The sequence below is a fragment of the Flavobacterium cryoconiti genome, assembly GCF_048158645.1.
Lineage (GTDB): Bacteria > Bacteroidota > Bacteroidia > Flavobacteriales > Flavobacteriaceae > Flavobacterium > Flavobacterium cryoconiti.
Genome location: NZ_JBLNKW010000003.1, coordinates 308814 through 326187 on the forward strand (window position 1 = coordinate 308814; position 17374 = coordinate 326187).

15 protein-coding genes are annotated in these 17374 nt (G+C 31.6%); 11 read left to right on the forward strand and 4 right to left on the reverse strand.

What is annotated here, in order from left to right:
- Positions 1–257: 257 nt before the first annotated feature.
- From ACM55H_RS06530 to ACM55H_RS06555, 6 genes are all read left to right on the forward strand, one after another.
- Entirely contained in the window at positions 258–632 is a 375-nt protein-coding gene (locus tag ACM55H_RS06530) for a response regulator transcription factor (RefSeq protein ID WP_416835752.1), read from the forward strand.
- A gap of 24 nt (positions 633–656) precedes the next feature.
- On the forward strand, positions 657–1733 hold the full coding sequence (locus ACM55H_RS06535; RefSeq protein ID WP_416835753.1) for a HEAT repeat domain-containing protein: 1077 nt from the start codon (positions 657–659) through the stop codon (positions 1731–1733).
- 12 nt (positions 1734–1745) lie between these two features.
- Positions 1746–3176, forward strand: coding sequence for a glycosyltransferase family 2 protein (locus ACM55H_RS06540; RefSeq protein ID WP_416835754.1), 1431 nt, complete (start codon positions 1746–1748; stop codon positions 3174–3176).
- Positions 3177–3193: 17 nt separating this feature from the next.
- Positions 3194–5584: a sulfatase-like hydrolase/transferase gene (locus ACM55H_RS06545; RefSeq protein ID WP_416835755.1), complete on the forward strand. Its 2391-nt coding sequence runs from the start codon at positions 3194–3196 to the stop codon at positions 5582–5584.
- A complete protein-coding gene (locus ACM55H_RS06550) occupies positions 5581–6846 on the forward strand; it encodes a YaiO family outer membrane beta-barrel protein (protein ID WP_416835756.1) in 1266 nt (421 codons plus the stop codon). The genes ACM55H_RS06545 and ACM55H_RS06550 overlap by 4 nt, the downstream gene beginning before the upstream one ends.
- A gap of 77 nt (positions 6847–6923) precedes the next feature.
- Positions 6924–8276, forward strand: a complete 1353-nt coding sequence (locus ACM55H_RS06555; RefSeq protein WP_416835757.1) for a DEAD/DEAH box helicase — start codon at positions 6924–6926, stop codon at positions 8274–8276.
- 70 nt (positions 8277–8346) lie between these two features.
- Here the strand turns inward: ACM55H_RS06555 and ACM55H_RS06560 are convergent, their stop codons facing one another.
- Positions 8347–9459 (reverse strand): lactonase family protein, encoded by a 1113-nt coding sequence (locus ACM55H_RS06560; RefSeq protein ID WP_416835758.1) that lies wholly within the window; start codon positions 9457–9459, stop codon positions 8347–8349.
- Between the two features lie 182 nt (positions 9460–9641).
- Between ACM55H_RS06560 and ACM55H_RS06565 the strand changes: the two genes are divergently transcribed.
- From ACM55H_RS06565 to ACM55H_RS06580, 4 genes are read left to right on the forward strand one after another with little or no spacing between them, the layout of a single operon-like run.
- The gene (locus ACM55H_RS06565; RefSeq protein WP_416835759.1) at positions 9642–11570 is read left to right on the forward strand and encodes a BatA domain-containing protein; all 1929 of its coding nucleotides are present in this window, start codon (positions 9642–9644) and stop codon (positions 11568–11570) included.
- 30 nt (positions 11571–11600) lie between these two features.
- Entirely contained in the window at positions 11601–12854 is a 1254-nt protein-coding gene (locus tag ACM55H_RS06570) for a dihydroorotase (protein WP_416835760.1), read from the forward strand.
- A 44-nt stretch (positions 12855–12898) separates the two neighbouring features.
- Entirely contained in the window at positions 12899–13225 is a 327-nt protein-coding gene (locus ACM55H_RS06575) for a hypothetical protein (RefSeq protein ID WP_416835761.1), read from the forward strand.
- A gap of 4 nt (positions 13226–13229) precedes the next feature.
- Positions 13230–13877 (forward strand): alpha/beta hydrolase, encoded by a 648-nt coding sequence (locus ACM55H_RS06580; RefSeq protein WP_416835762.1) that lies wholly within the window; start codon positions 13230–13232, stop codon positions 13875–13877.
- A gap of 47 nt (positions 13878–13924) precedes the next feature.
- On the opposite strand, the gene ACM55H_RS06585 is transcribed toward ACM55H_RS06580, so the two are convergent.
- Positions 13925–14425, reverse strand: a complete 501-nt coding sequence (locus ACM55H_RS06585; RefSeq protein WP_416835763.1) for a hypothetical protein — start codon at positions 14423–14425, stop codon at positions 13925–13927.
- A gap of 12 nt (positions 14426–14437) precedes the next feature.
- A complete protein-coding gene (locus ACM55H_RS06590) occupies positions 14438–15202 on the reverse strand; it encodes an MBL fold metallo-hydrolase (RefSeq protein WP_416835764.1) in 765 nt (254 codons plus the stop codon).
- A 95-nt stretch (positions 15203–15297) separates the two neighbouring features.
- Here ACM55H_RS06590 and ACM55H_RS06595 point away from each other — a divergent pair, with 95 nt between their 5' ends.
- A complete protein-coding gene (locus tag ACM55H_RS06595) occupies positions 15298–16761 on the forward strand; it encodes a TonB-dependent receptor (protein ID WP_416835765.1) in 1464 nt (487 codons plus the stop codon).
- Positions 16762–16861: 100 nt separating this feature from the next.
- On the opposite strand, the gene bcp is transcribed toward ACM55H_RS06595, so the two are convergent.
- On the reverse strand, positions 16862–17314 hold the full coding sequence (bcp, locus tag ACM55H_RS06600; RefSeq protein ID WP_416835766.1) for a thioredoxin-dependent thiol peroxidase: 453 nt from the start codon (positions 17312–17314) through the stop codon (positions 16862–16864).
- Positions 17315–17374 lie beyond the last annotated feature (60 nt).

Here is a 17374-nt window from a genome sequence, read left to right on the forward strand (position 1 = left end):
ATCTGTTTTATATGCACTTTATCGAATATTTCGAAATGAAATTGCATTATATTTGATTAATAAAATTACTAATAAATTAGAGTTAAAAAAACACAAAATTTAGAATTAAAAGGTAGCAACCAGATAAAAATTCAAATTTTGAGTAAATCGAATCTAATTTAGACGAAAGTAAAGAATAGAAATTATTGAAGCTATTGACAAATGATTTTATGATATTTTAAATCTGAATTATTAACCTAGTTCAAACCATTAAACAAATGAATAAAACTAAAAAAATTGTTCTAGCTGAAGATAATTCTGTCCTCTCATTACTACTTAAATTTAGATTAGAAAAAGAAGGATATAAACTACTTATAGCTGTTGACGGAAAGCAAGCAATCGAATTAATAGAAGAGCACAGTCCTGAATTAATTTTAACCGATATTATGATGCCTTTTGTCAGCGGATTAGAAGTAATCAGTCATGTAAGAAACAAATTGAATATGCAAACTCCAATTGTCGTTTTTTCGTCAGCTGGACAGGAAGAAATCGTGCTTAAAGCATTTGACTTGGGAGCTACTGACTTTATGAGTAAGCCTTTTAGTCCACATGAATTAGTAATCCGTGTAAAACGATTGCTGATTAATATTTAAACGAATAACTTAAAGTAAATAGTTATGAACGAGAACCTTTACCTTTTAGAATTTTTAAAACACTCTTCTACAATAATCAAATTGGCATGGGTCTTTAGTTGTATTTTTTTAATAATTATTGCAATGCTGATAATGTATCTTAAATATTTAAGAAACCATTTAAGGGTGAATGAAAAGATTAAGACTAAATATCAAGAGGATTATGAATCTTATCTTGTTACCTATTTATATTCCGGAAATGAAGATGGAAGTTTTAGTTCAGAACAACAATTAATTATCAATGAATTAAAAGAATTTGTAAGTGATCCTTTTAAAAGGAAAATTATTATTTCAACATTATTAAAATTAAGAAATGAAATTTCTGGTGAAATAGCTGAATCTATTGATAAACTCTTTATTAAATTAGGGCTTTTACGTTACTCATTAGCCAAACTAAGACATAAAAAATGGGACATTATCGCTATAGGAATTAGAGAGCTTACTCAATTTAAAATAAAGGGAGTTCATAAAATAATAATGAATAATATCAACCATCCAAAGAGAGAAGTTCGCAAAGAAATGCAATTATACCTGGTCCATTTATATGCTTTCAAGGGACTTGAATTTTTGAATGTTTTAGAAACGTCTTTATCTGAATGGGATCAGATTCAATTGTTGGAAATCCTTCAACTTAAAAATGACCCACAAATTGCAGACATTAGGCCATGGTTGAAATCTTCAAATGATTCGGTAGTCATTTTTACTTTAAAACTCGCTAAAGTCTACAATCAATTTGAAGCAAAAGATGAGCTTATTAAACTGTTAAATCATAAAAGTGAAGATGTAAGGGTTAATGCAATTTCTGCATTAAGTCATTTGAATATCGTTGAAGCTAAAAATATTTTGAAAAACAATTTTAATGAGCGCAGTCATGAAGAACAAATCGCTTTTCTAAAAATGATGGAAAATGTGTATGAGAATGGCGACAAACCTTTTTTATTGGAACATATACACCACAAAAATTTTGAAATTAAGTTATTAGTAATGGAGATATTGAAGCATATTAATTTTGAAGAATATACTTTATATGAGATTGAATTAAAAAAAATGCTAACAGCCTAAAACCAATTTAATATGGGTACAAGTACTTTACAAATTATAATGTCAATCATCCCTTATTTCTTTTTTATTTTTTCTGCAATTGCAATTGGATCTTATATCCTATTAGCAGTAATTTCAGCTATCGAAACAATTGAATATGTAAAGAAAAATAGCTTTGTTAATTATAAGGAAATATTATCTTCGACTTTCTCTCCTTCAATTTCAATTATAGCACCTGCATACAATGAAAGTTTAAACATTGTTGAAAATGTACGTTCCTTATTATCGAGCCACTATGTAAATTATGATGTTATCATTGTAAATGATGGAAGTAAAGATGATAGTTTAAGCAAACTCATTGAAGCCTACGACTTAATTCCAATAAGCCATCATATCAATGAACAGATTAAAACAAAACCACTAAGAAAAGGCATTTATAAATCTATAAATCCTGCATTTGACAAATTAACTATAATTGACAAAGAAAACGGAGGAAAAGCTGATGCCTTAAATATGGGACTGAATATAAGTAAAAACAAATATGTTGCTTGTATAGATGTGGATTGTTTGTTATTGGAAGATGCGCTTCAAAAAATGATTAAACCATTTCTGGAAACAACCGATGCCAAAGTAATTGCAGCCGGTGGAGTAATAAGAATAGCCAATTCATGCACCGTTAAGGATGGTAAATTACTCGATATAAACTTTCCTAAAACATGGCTGGAACAAGGTCAAATTTTAGAATATTTGAGAGCCTTTCTATTAGGAAGAATGGCATGGAGCAGACTAAATGGGTTGTTAGTCATTTCGGGTGCATTTGGTTTATTTGATAAAAAAATAGCCATTAAAGTGGGCGGTTACGATACAAACACCGTAGGGGAAGATATGGAAATTATTGTGCGAATGAGAAGATATATGGAAGAGGAGAAACAAAAATATAAAGTAGCTTATATTCCTGACCCATTATGCTGGACAGAAGCTCCAGACAATTATAAAACATTTATTTCCCAAAGAAACAGATGGACTCGCGGAACTATCGAAACACTTAAAAAACACCGTAAAATAGGGTTCAATCCAAAATATAAATCCTTGGGACTTATCAGCTATCCGTATTGGTTCTTTTTCGAAAGAATGGCTCCAATTATAGAAGTAGCCGGTGTACTTTATTTTGGAATTCTTATTGCACTCCATCATGTTAGATGGGATTATTCATTGGTTTTTATTATTTTCGCCTATTTATTTTCGGTCTTGTTTTCAATAGTTGCAATAATTACAGAAGAACTTACCTATCACCAATATAAAAAGAAAAGAATAGGTTTCGACCTGTTAAAGATTGCTTTTTTAGAACCTTTTGTTAATCATCCAGTCATTTTGTATGCAGCAATTAGTGGAAATATAGATTACTATTTTAACAAAAAAAAGAAATGGGGAGCTATGACACGAAAAGGAATGACCAAAGCCTAATACTATAAAACAACCAAATGAAAAAAAAATTCTCTTACTATAACAGTTTAGAATATATTTACGCCACAATTTCACTCATAATTATTTTTTGTCTATTAAGCTTAATCGAATTATTCAAAAATTTTGATATACAGTTATTTACCTATAAACTATTAAATGATTTTTTTACGGGACTACTAATCGGATTATTGTTTTTCCCACTGTATTTAGTATTAAAATACATTAAAAATCCTTTAGGGATACTTGTTATTAAAGTGCTATTCTCAATTATTGCAATCATCCAACTTGGATTGATAGGATACAGCCTCACCACTCATATTAATCTTGGAGCAGATCTTTTAGGCTATTCTTTGAGTGACATGTACACAACTGTAACTGCCTCTTTATCGCTGTCCTTTTTGATGCTTTTACCGTTCATGATAGTACCAATTGTTTATCTGGGATTGATTTGGCTATTCAATTCATTTGGACATAAAATCAATACCAAAATTTTACTTATCGTTTTATTTGTCTTTGGGAGTTTAACTTTTGTAATTGCCAATACAAAGAAAAATGCTTCTCAAAACAAATTAAATTTCTTGTTGAGTGACATCATAAGAGCCGAAAATGATAAAGCTTTGGCTTCTGAGGGCAACCTCACTTTCAAGAAAGAATTTCCTCTGGAAAAAGCATCTGAAAGTACTAAAGATGTATTGGCTCCATTTTTCAATATTCAAAAAGAAAAACCAAATGTCGTTTTTATTATTATGGAAGGACTTGGAAGCGATTTTACCGATGATGGTGAATACAAAGGGTTTACTCCTTACTTAGACTCATTGGCTACAAAATCACTTTATTGGGAAAATTTCGTCAGTAATGCCGGACGAACATTTGGCGCACTACCTTCTTTAATTGGTTCGTTGCCTTTTGGAGAAAATGGATTTATGGAATTGAATCCAATCCCTAAACACAATTCATTAATCAGCATTCTGAAATCAAACGGTTATACTACTGCTTATTATTCTGGCGATGAATCAACATTTGATAAAAAAAGTAATTTCTTAGAATACAACGGTATCGATAAAATCATTGATATCAACAAATTTGGTCCCGGGTATGTTAAGACAAAAGAAAATTCAGGCGGATTTTCCTGGGGTTATCCTGATGCTGAAATATACCGCAAAACATTATCTGAATTAAAAGATAAAAAGGAACCTCGATTGGATATTATAATGACACTTACTAATCATGAACCTTTTGATTTCCCTTCTAAAAAAGTGTACTTAGAAAAGGTCGAACGTATTTTAAATACCAAATCTTATTTTGAAAAAAACAAGATGAGTGAATATAAAGACATATTTGCCTGTCTTCTTTATACCGATAATTCCATCCAAAGTTTCATGAAAGCTTATTCTAAAAGACCCGATTATAAAAATACTATTTTTATAATCACGGGAGATCACAGGTTAATTCCGGTTCCCCAAAAAGATAATTTATCCCGTTTTCATGTTCCTCTTTACATTTACAGCCCTATGCTGAAGAAAACCGCAAAATTTAAATCTATTTCTTCACATACCGATGTAACGCCAAGTTTAGTTTCCTTTTTAACGAATAATTACACATTCAACAAATTAGAAAAAACGACTTGGATAGGTCAAGGTTTGGATACCGTTAGAGAATTTAGAAATATCCATAACATTCCGTTAATGAGATACAAAGGCAGCATCAATGATTATATATATAAGGACTATTTTTATTCAGATGGCAGTCTTTTTAAAATTGATGAAAATTTCAATCTTAATGAAACTGACAACGACATGATGGAAACGATAACCGGTTCTTTTAATGATTATAAAAAATTAAATGCATACTTAACCACAAAAAACAAAATCACCAATACCGCTACCAGCTTTAAAAAACCTACTTATGCATTTACACCTGAGCAACTTTCATTAATCAAAAAATTAACAAAAGGATTGGATCCTGATCATATTTTCTTTCTTGCAAGAGATTTAGCATTTAAAAAAGAGCGTGAAAAAGCGAGATTATTATGTAATTATATCTTGAATGAGCTACCTAATTATGGTGACGTAAGAACTCTGAAAGGCAGAACATTAGCCTGGGATGGTGATTATAAAAATGCGGAAATAGAATTACTGGAAGTCATAAACAGAACTCCTTTCTACGGTGATTCTTATTTAGCAATAATGGATGTCTATTGGTGGTCAAACCAGAATAAAAAAGCAATTGAAATTGGTAAAAAAGGATTAGCAAATCAAATCAACGATGCTGAATTAGGTTATAAATTGGCACAAGCCTATGAAAGGATGAAAAATAAAAATCAGGCAAATAAAACTATTGACAGCCTTATAAAAATTCATCCTGAGAATAACAATTACGTAACTTTTAAAAAATCCTTAAAAAAATGATTTTAAAAATAGTCATAAAACTTATTTGTATCTGGACCTTTTTACTTGCCTTTGAAATGTCAGGTCAAGAAAAGAAATACAATGGAGATCCTGATACTTCCTTTGAGACAGCCCGTAATTTAGCTTTTAATAAGCAACGCAAACAAGCGCAGGACACATTGCTTTCTATTCTAACTAAATATCCAGATTATCATGAAATCCGTTCTTTTTTGGCAACAACGTATTCTTGGGATGGCGACTATAAAAAAGCACGAAAAGAGTTTGCTTATGTTTTAGAAAGAGATACTAAAAATAAGAGTACTTGGATAGCAGCAATAAAAAATGAGTCTTGGGCAAATATGCCATTTTCGGCTTTAGAAATGACAAATGAAGCTTTGAAAAACTTTCCTGACGATGCTGAAATATTGTATTTAAAGGCAAGTGCTCAAGAAAGCACAAACAACCCAATAGAAGCATTAAATACAGTTCAATTTATACTGAATAAAAATCCAGAAGACCAAAAAGCCAAAGATTATAAAGTAAGTTTAAATAAAATACTGAGTCAAAATTCTATTGGAATTAATTCAACTGTTGATTTATATTCAGATGTATTTGATCCAATGCAATATCATACTCTTAAATATGGCCGCCAAACAAAATACGGAAGTATAATAGCGAAAGTAAATTTCAATAGAAGATTCAAGGAAAATGGGTTACAGTACGAAGTCGATTTATACCCAAAAATTTCAAAAGGATTTTATGCCTATGTTAATGTTGGTTTGTCTAATTCTTTTCTCTTTCCAGATGTTAGATTTGGTGCAGAACTATACAAATCTTTACCTAAAAGTTTTGAAGTTTCCTTAGGGTTCCGAACTTTAATGTACAGTACCACCACGACTATATATACCGGCTCTGTAGGTTGGTATTATGGAAATAGCTATTGGTCTTTTCGCCCTTACATAACACCTGGTGGTGCCGGAACAAGCACCTCAGGAACTATTGCATATCGTAAATATCGTAGTGATGCTGATAATTATTTAGGTCTTTCATTAGGAATTGGGTTTTCACCAGAAACAAATCAGTTTGATTTTAATGAAAATGAAGTCTCTATCATAAATTTAAAGTCGCAAAAAATTAATTTGGGATATTATTTTTCTTCTTCAAATAAACAAAATGCTTGGGGAACTCAATTTGCAGTTACCCATCAAGAAATAATATTTGACCCGGGGAAATACTTTTGGATTTATTCACTTAATTTATCGTGGGAAATAAGATTCAAATAGAGGGTAGATTATTGAAGTTTAGTATCAAAACTTAACATTCCTTTCAAAAAGACTATCTTTGCACAAAATTTAAGCAAATGAGTACTTTCGAACAATTCAATCTCCCTAAATCTGTACAAAAAGCAATAGATGATTTAGGATTTACTTCTCCAACTCCCATCCAGGAAAAAACTTTTTCTGTGATAATGTCTGGAAGAGATATGATGGGAATTGCACAAACCGGTACCGGTAAAACATTTGCCTATCTATTACCTTTATTAAAATTATATAAATTTACTCCGGGGCATACTCCTAAAATAGTAATTCTGGTTCCTACTCGTGAACTTGTGGTGCAAGTAGTGGAAGAAGTAGAAAAACTGACAAAATACATGTCGGTTCGTACCGTTGGTATTTTTGGAGGGGTCAACATTAATACTCAAAAAACAACCGTTTATCAAGGCTGCGACATACTAGTGGGAACTCCAGGAAGAATCATGGATTTAACATTAGATAATGTAATCCGTTTTGAAGAAATGCAAAAACTGGTTATTGATGAGTTTGACGAAATGCTTAATTTAGGTTTCCGCACCCAATTGACAGCTATTTTGGCGATGATGCCTAAAAAACGTCAAAATATCCTATTTTCGGCAACAATGACGGATGAAGTAGATGCCATTTTGAATGACTATTTTGATTATCCGGAAGAAGTTACCTTATCTGCTTCAGGAACACCATTGGAAAATATCAAACAAATCACCTATCAAGTTCCAAACTTTAATACCAAAATAAACCTTCTAAAACACTTATTGCAAAACAACGAAGACATGAGTCGTGTTTTGGTATTTGTCAATAATAAAAAGATTTCTGATATGGTTCACGAACGAATCGAAGAAGATTTTGAAGGACAGTTTGGGGTAATTCACTCGAATAAATCTCAAAATTATCGTTTGAGCACGATGGCTTCTTTCCAAGAAGGAAATTTACGTGGTTTGATTACCACAGATATTATGGCAAGAGGTTTGGACATTTCCAATATTACCCATGTTATCAACTTTGAAATGCCCGAAATGCCTGAATTGTATATGCATAGAATTGGTAGAACCGGTCGTGCTGATGCAACAGGAACAGCAATAAGTCTTATCGCACCTCGTGAAGAAGAATCTAAAGTCGAGATAGAAGTGCTAATGAACATGGAATTAGCCATCGAAGTTTTCCCAGAAACAGTTGAAGTTTCATCAAAATTAATCGAACCTGAAAAAGACAGACAACCGATTAAGTTTATGATGAAAAAACAAAAGCTTGAAGGAGATGGCGCTTTTCAAGAAAAAAGTAAAAAGAATAAGAAAGTCAATTTGGGTGGCCCTGGTGTAACCAAGAAAAAAACGCATGGCTCTGTGAATAGAAATATGCTAAAAACCAGAGATAAAAAGAGAAAAGATAAAAATAAATAATAGTAGAAAAAGGCTAAAAATGACAATCATTTTTAGCCTTTTTTATTTTAACCTTATTGAATTTTCAAGTTTAAATCTTTGTAAAAACCAAACAAACCGGAGAACATAAAGCGATTCTTTTTCCAGTATCAGTAAGTGTTCCTGTAGTTACATTCCTTTTAAAAATCACAACATCATTTGTGTATTGATGCCCTACCAAAAGAAATTTTCCAGTTGGATCAATCACGAAATTCCTAGGTCCTTTTCCCAAAGTACTTGTTTGTCCTTTCGATAGTAATTTTCCGTTTTTTAGAATTTTAAAGATTGAAATAGTATTTGCTTCTCCTCTATTGGTAGCATATAAAAATTTACCATCAGGCGAAATGTGAATATCAGCAGACCCAAAAGTTCCTTTGAAGTTTTTTGCTAAAATAGTAGTCTCTTCTATTTTTTTCAACAATCCGTTTGAATAACTGAAAACAGTTAACGTTCCATCCAATTCTTGCAATAAGTAAACAAATTTTCCGTCATTACTAAACGTTAAATGTCTTGGCCCACTTCCTGATTTTACTGAAATACTATCTTTAATTTTCAAAACTTCATTCGCAGAGTTTGGATTGTATTGGTACGAAAACACTTTATCAGTCCCTAAATCATTAGATAAAACAAACTTTCTATCTGGAGAAAAATGAACCATGTGAACGTGAGGACCCTCTTGTCTTTGTGCATTAATTCCTTTTCCAAAGTGTTGTACTACCTGTTTTGCTTCAGAAATACTTCCATCGCTATTTTTGCCAAAAACTGAAATATTACCCCCAGAATAATTGGCCACAATGACATTTTTATCATCATTAATAATATAACAAGGATCGGCTCCTTTGGAACTTTGTTTATTAATTAAGCTTAATTTTCCACTTGAAGCATTATAACCAAAAGAACTCACCATACTTTCAGCGCCATTTTCATTTACTGAATAAACATAATTATTATTTTTAGAAACCGTCAAATAACTTGGATTTACAACATTTTCAGTAGCACTTTTAAGATTAAAACCGCCTGTATTTGTATCAAAATCATAGGTGTAAATTCCTTTACTTTCACAGCTGTTGGTATAAGTTCCAATTAGCAAATTGAATTTGTTTTTTTGTGCTTGCACGCTTGTTAAAATGAAAATTAAAAGAAGAACAACATACGAATTTTTCATGTTTTTAAATTTTATTGAAAAGCTAAAATACATAAATATTTTAGAATCAATGCCAATTGTTTGTTCCTTTGAAAAATTATAACAACATCACCAAAAACTGTATACAAATTTGTATTTTTGATTCATAAAATTCAATGAACTCCATTGAAAATAAAATCCAGTGAAGTAAACTTGAAATAAAAATGCATTTTAAACATCCCGAAATTCTATACTTTCTATTCTTATTGATTGTACCAATTTTGGTTCATTTATTTCAATTACGACGTTTCAAAAAAGAATATTTTACTAATGTTCGTTTCTTAAAAGCACTTTCAATACAAACCAGAAAAAGCTCCAAAATCAAAAAATGGCTGCTTCTCTCCTGCCGTTTATTATTGCTCACTTCTATTATTATAGCATTTGCGCAACCTTTTTTCGATTCAAAAGACAGCAAAAACGCCACTAATGAATTATATATTATTTTGGATAATTCTTTTAGCATGCAAGCCAAAGGAAAAAAAGGGGAATTACTAAAACGAACTGTTCAGGAATTACTGGAAGAAACACCGGCAAATGTAAATTTTTCTTTGCTAACCAATTCTGATAATTATTGGAATACAGATATAAAGTCAGTTCGAAGTTCTTTACAAAACCTAAAATACAGCGCTGCGCCTTTTCAGCTCACTGCTATAATGGCAAAAATAAAAGCACATAAATCAGCTTTTAAAAAAGATATTGTTATCATTACGGATGCAGTAGGACTTGATGAAAAACAATTGAAAAATAGTGACAAAGAAAACACACCCCAATTCATAATCCCGAAAGCGGAACAAAAAAATAACGTTTCTATTGACAGTGTTTTTATCAATAAAACACAAGATAATTTTTATGAAATTAGCGTCCAACTGTCCAGTTATGGTGAAGAGTTCAATCCAATTCCTATCTCTTTATATAATGACAACAAACTTATTGCGAAGACGATAGTAACTTTAGATTCAAAGAAAAAAAACATCAATTTTACAATTCCAAAACAAGCCTTTCATGGTTATGTTTCTATTGTTAACAATGGTTTGAGTTATGACAACACTTTATTTTTCAGCATTTCAAAAACGAAGAAAACGAACGTAATCAGCATTGGTGAGCCAGAAAAAAGCAACTTTCTTTCCCGAATTTATACACCTGAAGAATTCAATTTTAATAATTACACTTTAGGTTCACTGGATTACAACAAACTGGAAGAGCAAAATACGATAGTTTTAAATGAATTGGATGAAATTCCACAAGCGCTGCAAACCACTTTAAAATCTTTTGCGGAAAAAGGCGGCAATTTAATTGTGATTCCTTCGGCTGTGGCTTCGGTTTCTAATTTGAATTCATTTTTGATGAATTTTGGGAATATCAAATTCAACTCATTAGAAAACAAAGAAAAGCTGATTACTAAAATCAATTTTAATCATCCTGTATTCAATACCGTTTTCGAAAATAAAGTCACTAATTTTCAATATCCAAAAACAAAAAGTTCGTTTGCTTTATCGAGTTCCAGTCCATCTGCTTTATCCTATGAAGACCAAAGTATTTTCCTGACTTCAATAGCAAATTCGGCCGCAGCAGTTTTTATTTTCTCGGCACCAATTAATACGCTAAATTCAAATTTCCAACAATCGCCATTGATTGTACCTACTTTTTATAAAATGGCAATGAACAATCAAAACAATGGTATAAGTGCTTTGATAATAGGAAATAACAATCCACATTTCACAGACGCTTCTTTAAATAAAGACGACATTTTAACTGTTAAAGGTACAGACGAACAATTTATTCCTATTCAACAAATTTTGAATAATAAAGTGAAAATGATTTTCAATTATTATCCGGAACAAGCAGGAAATTATAGCATTTACAATAAAAAAGAGTGGGTAGAAAACATCAGTTTTAATTACAATAGAACCGAAAGCAATTTGGCTGCAGCCAATGAAAATATCGTTTCAAATTATAAAACAGCCGAATCTATAACATCCTTTTTTGACACTTTACAAACTGACAGAACTGATAATCAAATTTGGAAATGGTTTGTTATCTTTGCACTGTTATTTCTACTAACCGAAATGGCAATTATACGGTTCGTAAAGTAAAGCCGAATTTCAAATAATTAAACAATCATTATGAATATAATCATCAGAGAAGCAAAAATTATCGATTCGAAAAGTCCTTTTCATAACAAGACTGTAGATATTTTAATTGTTGATGGTTTTATAAAAAAAATTGGTAAATCGCTTCCCAATTTAGAAAAAGCAGATGAAGTAAAACTCGATAATTTGCATGTATCACAAGGCTGGTTTGACAGTAGCGTTTCCCTTGGAGAACCTGGTTTTGAAGACCGAGAAACCATTTCAAACGGACTTGATGTAGCAGCCAAAAGCGGATTTACCGCAATTGCATTACAACCCAACTCGTACCCTATTATTGACAATCAATCCCAAGTGAATTTTGTGGTAAACAAAGCGCATGGATTTGCAACTCAACTTTTCCCTATTGGTGCTTTGACAAAACAAAGTGAAGGAAAAGACATGGCGGAATTATACGATATGAAAAAAGCGGGTGCAATTGCTTTTGGCGATTATACTAAAAGTTTGAACAATGCTAATTTGCTAAAAATAGCCTTACAATACGTTCAGGATTTTGATGGATTAGTGATTGCATTTGCCCAAGACGAAAACATAAAAGGAAACGGAGTCGCTAATGAAGGAATTGTTTCTACGCGATTAGGCTTAAAAGGAATTCCAAATCTTGCCGAAGAATTACAAATCGCACGAAATTTATTTCTGTTAGAATACACCGGAGGAAAATTACACATTCCGACTATTTCTACCAAAAAATCAGTTCAATTAATTAAAGAGGCTAAATCCAATGGATTGAATGTAACGTGTAGTGTCGCAGTCCATAATTTAGTTTTAACAGATGAAAAACTGGAAGAATTCGATACAAGATATAAAGTTTCTCCACCACTCCGAACAGAAACAGATAGAAAAGCGTTGTTGAAAGGAATAAAAGACGGAACGATTGACATGATTACTTCCGACCATAATCCAATTGACATCGAACATAAAAAAATGGAGTTTGATACCGCCAAAAATGGGACAATTGGTTTAGAAAGCGCTTTTGGTGCTTTAATGACAGTATTGCCATTAGAAACCGTGATAGAGAAATTAACATCGGGAAAATCAACTTTTGGTATCGATATACAAACCATTAATGAAGGCTCAAAAGCTAACATTACGCTATTCAACCCGGAACCTAAAAGCATTTTTACAAAATCATCCATTTTATCGAAATCAAAAAACTCCGCTTTTCTGGGAACAGAAATTAAGGGAAAAGTTCACGGGATTGTGAATCAAGGAAAATTAATTTTAGCATAAATAAAAAATCTCGCAAAAACCCAAAGTGAGAAAAAATAAAAAACATGAATAACACTATCGAAGCAGGAAAAACTGCTGCAATTACAAGTTATATCTTAGGAATTGGTGTATTTATAGCGATGTCAATGAATTCCGAAGACAAAAATACTTTTGCTTCATTCCACATCCGCCAGGGATTAGGACTCACTTTAACCTTTATATCATTAGGATTAATTGTCAATAATTTTGACAGCTTAATGATTTCTGCCCCTATGTGGATTTTTGTATTTGTTTTATGGTCCTATGGTATTACCAGTGCTATAAAAGGCGAAACAAAACCAGTTCCTTTATTAGGTACTTATTTCCAAAAATGGCTTAAAAACATATCATAATCAAATGAATTTATCTTTAGAATATAAAATCCGAGAACCTAAAATAAAATTAGAAAAAAATCCTCTTTTACTTTTATTACATGGTTACGGCAGCAACGAGGAAGACTTATTTTCGTTTGCAACTGAACTTCCTGAAGAATATTACATTATTTCAGCAAGAGCTCCATATAACATGCAATATGGTGCTTATGCTTGGTACGCCATCAATTTTGATGCTGACGAAAATAAATTTTCAGATCATGAACAAGCAAAAGTTTCTAGGGATTTAATCGCTCAATTTATTGACGAATTAATTCAAACCTATCCAATTGATGCTAAAAATGTGACTTTGGTTGGCTTCAGCCAAGGCTCCATTTTAAGTTATGCAATCGCATTATCACATCCTGATAAAGTGCAAAGGGTAGTTGCATTGAGCGGTTATGTAAGTGAACCTATTTTGGAAGAAAATTATTTAAGAAACGATTTCACAAAACTTAAAATATTCCATTCACATGGAACTGTTGATCAGGTAATCCCAGTGGAATGGGCCCGAAAAACAAAACCATTTCTGGAAAAATTAGGCATCCACTCTACCTACAAAGAATATCCTGTAGGTCATGGTGTAGCACCACAAAATTTTTATGATTTCAAAAATTGGCTTCTTGAAAATTAGTGTTAGTTTTCAGTCGCAGTGAATACTGTGACTGAAAACTTGATACTTTATTTCTGATATAAAAGCGATTGATTCACTTCAAAAGAAATACTGTCATCTGGATTGACAAAGTATTTCAATAATACTTCTCCCCAAATTTCACCATCACTAAAATCAGCAATAATCCATCGGTGGTTTAGAATTTTAACTTTATTGATAATAAATTTATTAGCCCCTATTTTATCCTGACCTACGTAAGGATTTCCATTAGGATTTGAATTATAGTCCAATAATTTTTCTGTAACAACAGGAATCAATTTTTCATATTGAATTATCTTTCCAGAATTTGAAGATTCAAAATAATTTTGAGCATTTTCATTTTTTTCCAAAGAAAAATAATTGGCATCAACTAATTTATCTTTAACCGAATTCAAGCTGTCTTTCAACTTTGTAGTTACTTTTTTATATCTATCTTGTTCAAAAGTTACTTCCTTACTCAAGAACATATAAGTATAAATATTCATAAGTATAGCAAGAATAAGAGCGTAAAGAAATAATGATTTTTTCATTTTTAAGATTAATTAAATTGTAATTTGTAGATTGTCATAAGCCAGGAAAACATTTTTTGGAAGTCTTTTTTGTACTTCTTCATGAAAACCAAGAATGTGACTGATATGAGTAATATAGGCTTTTTCAGGTTGAACCAAAGTTATAAAATCTAACGCTTCCTGTAAATTGAAATGCGCAATATGAGATTCTTCGCGCAAAGCGTTTATCACCAATACTTTTAGATTTTTTAGTTTTTCTATTTCGCTTTCTTCAATTGTTTTCACATCTGTCAAATAGGCAAAATCATCTATTCTATACCCAAAAACCTGAAGCCCTGCATGCATCACGTCTATAGGAATCACAGTTTTATTGCCAATGGAAAAAGGTTGATTATTGACAACCTCAACAGTTTTTACAGAAGGTGCGCCAGGATATCTATTTACGGTTTCAAAAACATAATCGAAACGTCTTTTTAGATTATCAATTACCCTTTGATGGGCATAAATTGGAATCTCACCTTGTTTAAAATTGAAGGGACGAATATCATCCAAACCAGCAGTATGATCTGAATGTTCATGAGTAAATAGGATTCCGTCTACTTTTTGACAATTTGAAGAAAGCATTTGCTGTCTAAAATCAGGTCCGCAATCGATAACGTATGAATGATTTTCCCATGAAACCCAAACTGAAACCCGAAGCCTTTTATCCTTAAAATCAGTGCTTTTACATACTGGATGATTACTTCCAATGATTGGAATTCCTTGTGATGTACCAGTGCCTAAAAAATATACCTTCAACTCTATTATTTTTTTTTACAAAAATAGGGTTAATTATCTTTCATTAGAAACCTATTTAACTAACTTTGTAACATATTAGCCATATTTAAAATAAAATGGGTACTGAAATAAAACTAAAAGGTGACAAAGTCATCGAGCAAATTCCTTCCATAAAAGACAAAGCACTCCGTATTAATTTAAATGAAAATATTTACGGAACCTTCGCAGAAATTGGTGCTGGGCAAGAAACTGTAAGACATTTTTTTAGATCGGGAGGTTCTTCTGGTACTATAGCAAAAGCGATGTCAGCCTATGACAAAGATTTTAGTGATGCTGTGTACGGTATAGAAGGTGATGGACGTTATGTAACGGAAAGTCGACTTAAAAAAATGCTGACTTTTGAGGGGCAATTAATCGAAGAACGGTTAAGCAGAGAAAAACATCCTAATAAAATGTTTTTTAGTTATGCTAATACTGTAGCTACGATAGACTTTGCCAAACAATTTAAAGGTCACGGCTGGGTAGGTATTCGATATCAAATTGAACCAGACGAAGCTTACAACGAAATAATCCTTCACATTCGTTTCAAAGAAACCGATGCGAGATTACAACAAGAAACCCTTGGTATTCTTGGCGTAAACTTAATCTATGGTGCTTATTATAAATATAATGATCCTAAACGTTTATTGCGCTATTTATATGACCATTTAGATAAAGATCAGCTGGAAATAGATACCATTAATTTTTCAGGTCCCCGTTTTGCTGATGTAGATAATCGTTTGATGAGTTTACAATTAGTAAAAAACGGAATGACTGATGCGGTTATGTTTGATCCTGAAGGCAAAAACATACTTCCTGCTGCTATTCTTTACAAAAAAAATATACTCGCTTTAAGAGGAAGTTTTCGTCCCGTTACTAAAGTTAACATGGACATGTATGAGAAATCATTAAAAATGTTCCTTGAAGAAAATAAAGTTGAAAAAGAAAATACACTTGTAATCTTTGAAATCACTTTGTCCAACTTACGTTCGGATGGTGAAATTGATGAAAGAGATTTCATGGACAGAGCTGAATTGCTTTGTTCACTGGGACAAACGGTAATGATTTCTAATTTTCAAGAATATTATAAAGTAGTTGAATATTTTGCCAATTATACTAAAGCCAGAATGGGATTAGCCATGGGTGTAAATAACTTGGTTGATATATTTGATGAGAAATACTACCGTCATTTAAGTGGTGGAATTCTAGAAGCTTTCGGAAAATTATTTTATCGCGATATGAAAGTATTCTTGTATCCAATGATAGGGGAAAATGGAGAAATTATTACATCCGATACTTTAAAAGTACATCCAAGAATGAAAGAATTATATAAATTCTTTAAATTTAATGGGAAAGTGGTTGACATTAATGACTATGATCCTGAAAATCTTGAAGTTTTCTCTCGTGAGGTTCTAAAAATGATTAGTCATGGAACAGCAGGATGGGAAAGCATGCTTCCTTCTGGTATTGCAGAAATCATTAAAGAGCATCATCTTTTTGGGTATGACCCAAGTAAAATTTTGAATGAAAGTAATAACTAATATTCAGATTATAAATTTCAAATTGAAATCTTAATAAATAAAAAAGCCAAGGAAGTATTTAAAATTACTTTCTTGGCTTTTTTTCTTAAATATGAAAAACTTATTTTAATATCTGAGCGGCATGTGCTTTAGTTTTAACATCAGAGATTACCTCATCAATAATGCCGTTTTCATCAATGACGAAAGTAGTTCTATGAATTCCGTCATATTCTTTTCCCATGAATTTTTTAGGTCCCCAAACTCCAAACGCCTGAATTACTGATTTATCTTCATCAGCCAATAATGGAAAAGGAAAATCATATTTCTCCTTGAATTTTGCTTGAGCTTTTTGTGGATCAGCACTTACGCCAAGTAGTTCATAATTATTCGCTTTGAAACGTTCAAAATTATCTCTTAAATCACAAGCTTCAGCGGTGCATCCTGGAGTATTAGCTTTTGGATAAAAGAAAACAACTAGTTTTTTCCCTTTATAATCAGCTAATTGATGTGATTTTCCATCTTGGTCAAGAGCAGAAAAATCAGGTGCTTTATCTCCTTTTTTTAATGTTGTCATTATTTATATTTTTTATTTGTTCGAATTGAAATTGAATTTTGTTATTAAGATTGAAATTGT

Bases quoted from the DNA above. Each gene is read 5' to 3' on its own strand.
- ACM55H_RS06530 (WP_416835752.1), top strand. From the start codon at position 258: ATGAATAAAACTAAAAAAATTGTTCTAGCTGAAGATAATTCTGTCCTC.
- ACM55H_RS06535 (WP_416835753.1), top strand. From the start codon at position 657: ATGAACGAGAACCTTTACCTTTTAGAATTTTTAAAACACTCTTCTACA.
- ACM55H_RS06540 (WP_416835754.1), top strand. From the start codon at position 1,746: ATGGGTACAAGTACTTTACAAATTATAATGTCAATCATCCCTTATTTC.
- ACM55H_RS06545 (WP_416835755.1), top strand. From the start codon at position 3,194: ATGAAAAAAAAATTCTCTTACTATAACAGTTTAGAATATATTTACGCC.
- ACM55H_RS06550 (WP_416835756.1), top strand. From the start codon at position 5,581: ATGATTTTAAAAATAGTCATAAAACTTATTTGTATCTGGACCTTTTTA.
- ACM55H_RS06555 (WP_416835757.1), top strand. From the start codon at position 6,924: ATGAGTACTTTCGAACAATTCAATCTCCCTAAATCTGTACAAAAAGCA.
- ACM55H_RS06560 (WP_416835758.1), bottom strand. From the start codon at position 9,459: ATGAAAAATTCGTATGTTGTTCTTCTTTTAATTTTCATTTTAACAAGC.
- ACM55H_RS06565 (WP_416835759.1), top strand. From the start codon at position 9,642: ATGCATTTTAAACATCCCGAAATTCTATACTTTCTATTCTTATTGATT.
- ACM55H_RS06570 (WP_416835760.1), top strand. From the start codon at position 11,601: ATGAATATAATCATCAGAGAAGCAAAAATTATCGATTCGAAAAGTCCT.
- ACM55H_RS06575 (WP_416835761.1), top strand. From the start codon at position 12,899: ATGAATAACACTATCGAAGCAGGAAAAACTGCTGCAATTACAAGTTAT.
- ACM55H_RS06580 (WP_416835762.1), top strand. From the start codon at position 13,230: ATGAATTTATCTTTAGAATATAAAATCCGAGAACCTAAAATAAAATTA.
- ACM55H_RS06585 (WP_416835763.1), bottom strand. From the start codon at position 14,425: ATGAAAAAATCATTATTTCTTTACGCTCTTATTCTTGCTATACTTATG.
- ACM55H_RS06595 (WP_416835765.1), top strand. From the start codon at position 15,298: ATGGGTACTGAAATAAAACTAAAAGGTGACAAAGTCATCGAGCAAATT.
- bcp (WP_416835766.1), bottom strand. From the start codon at position 17,314: ATGACAACATTAAAAAAAGGAGATAAAGCACCTGATTTTTCTGCTCTT.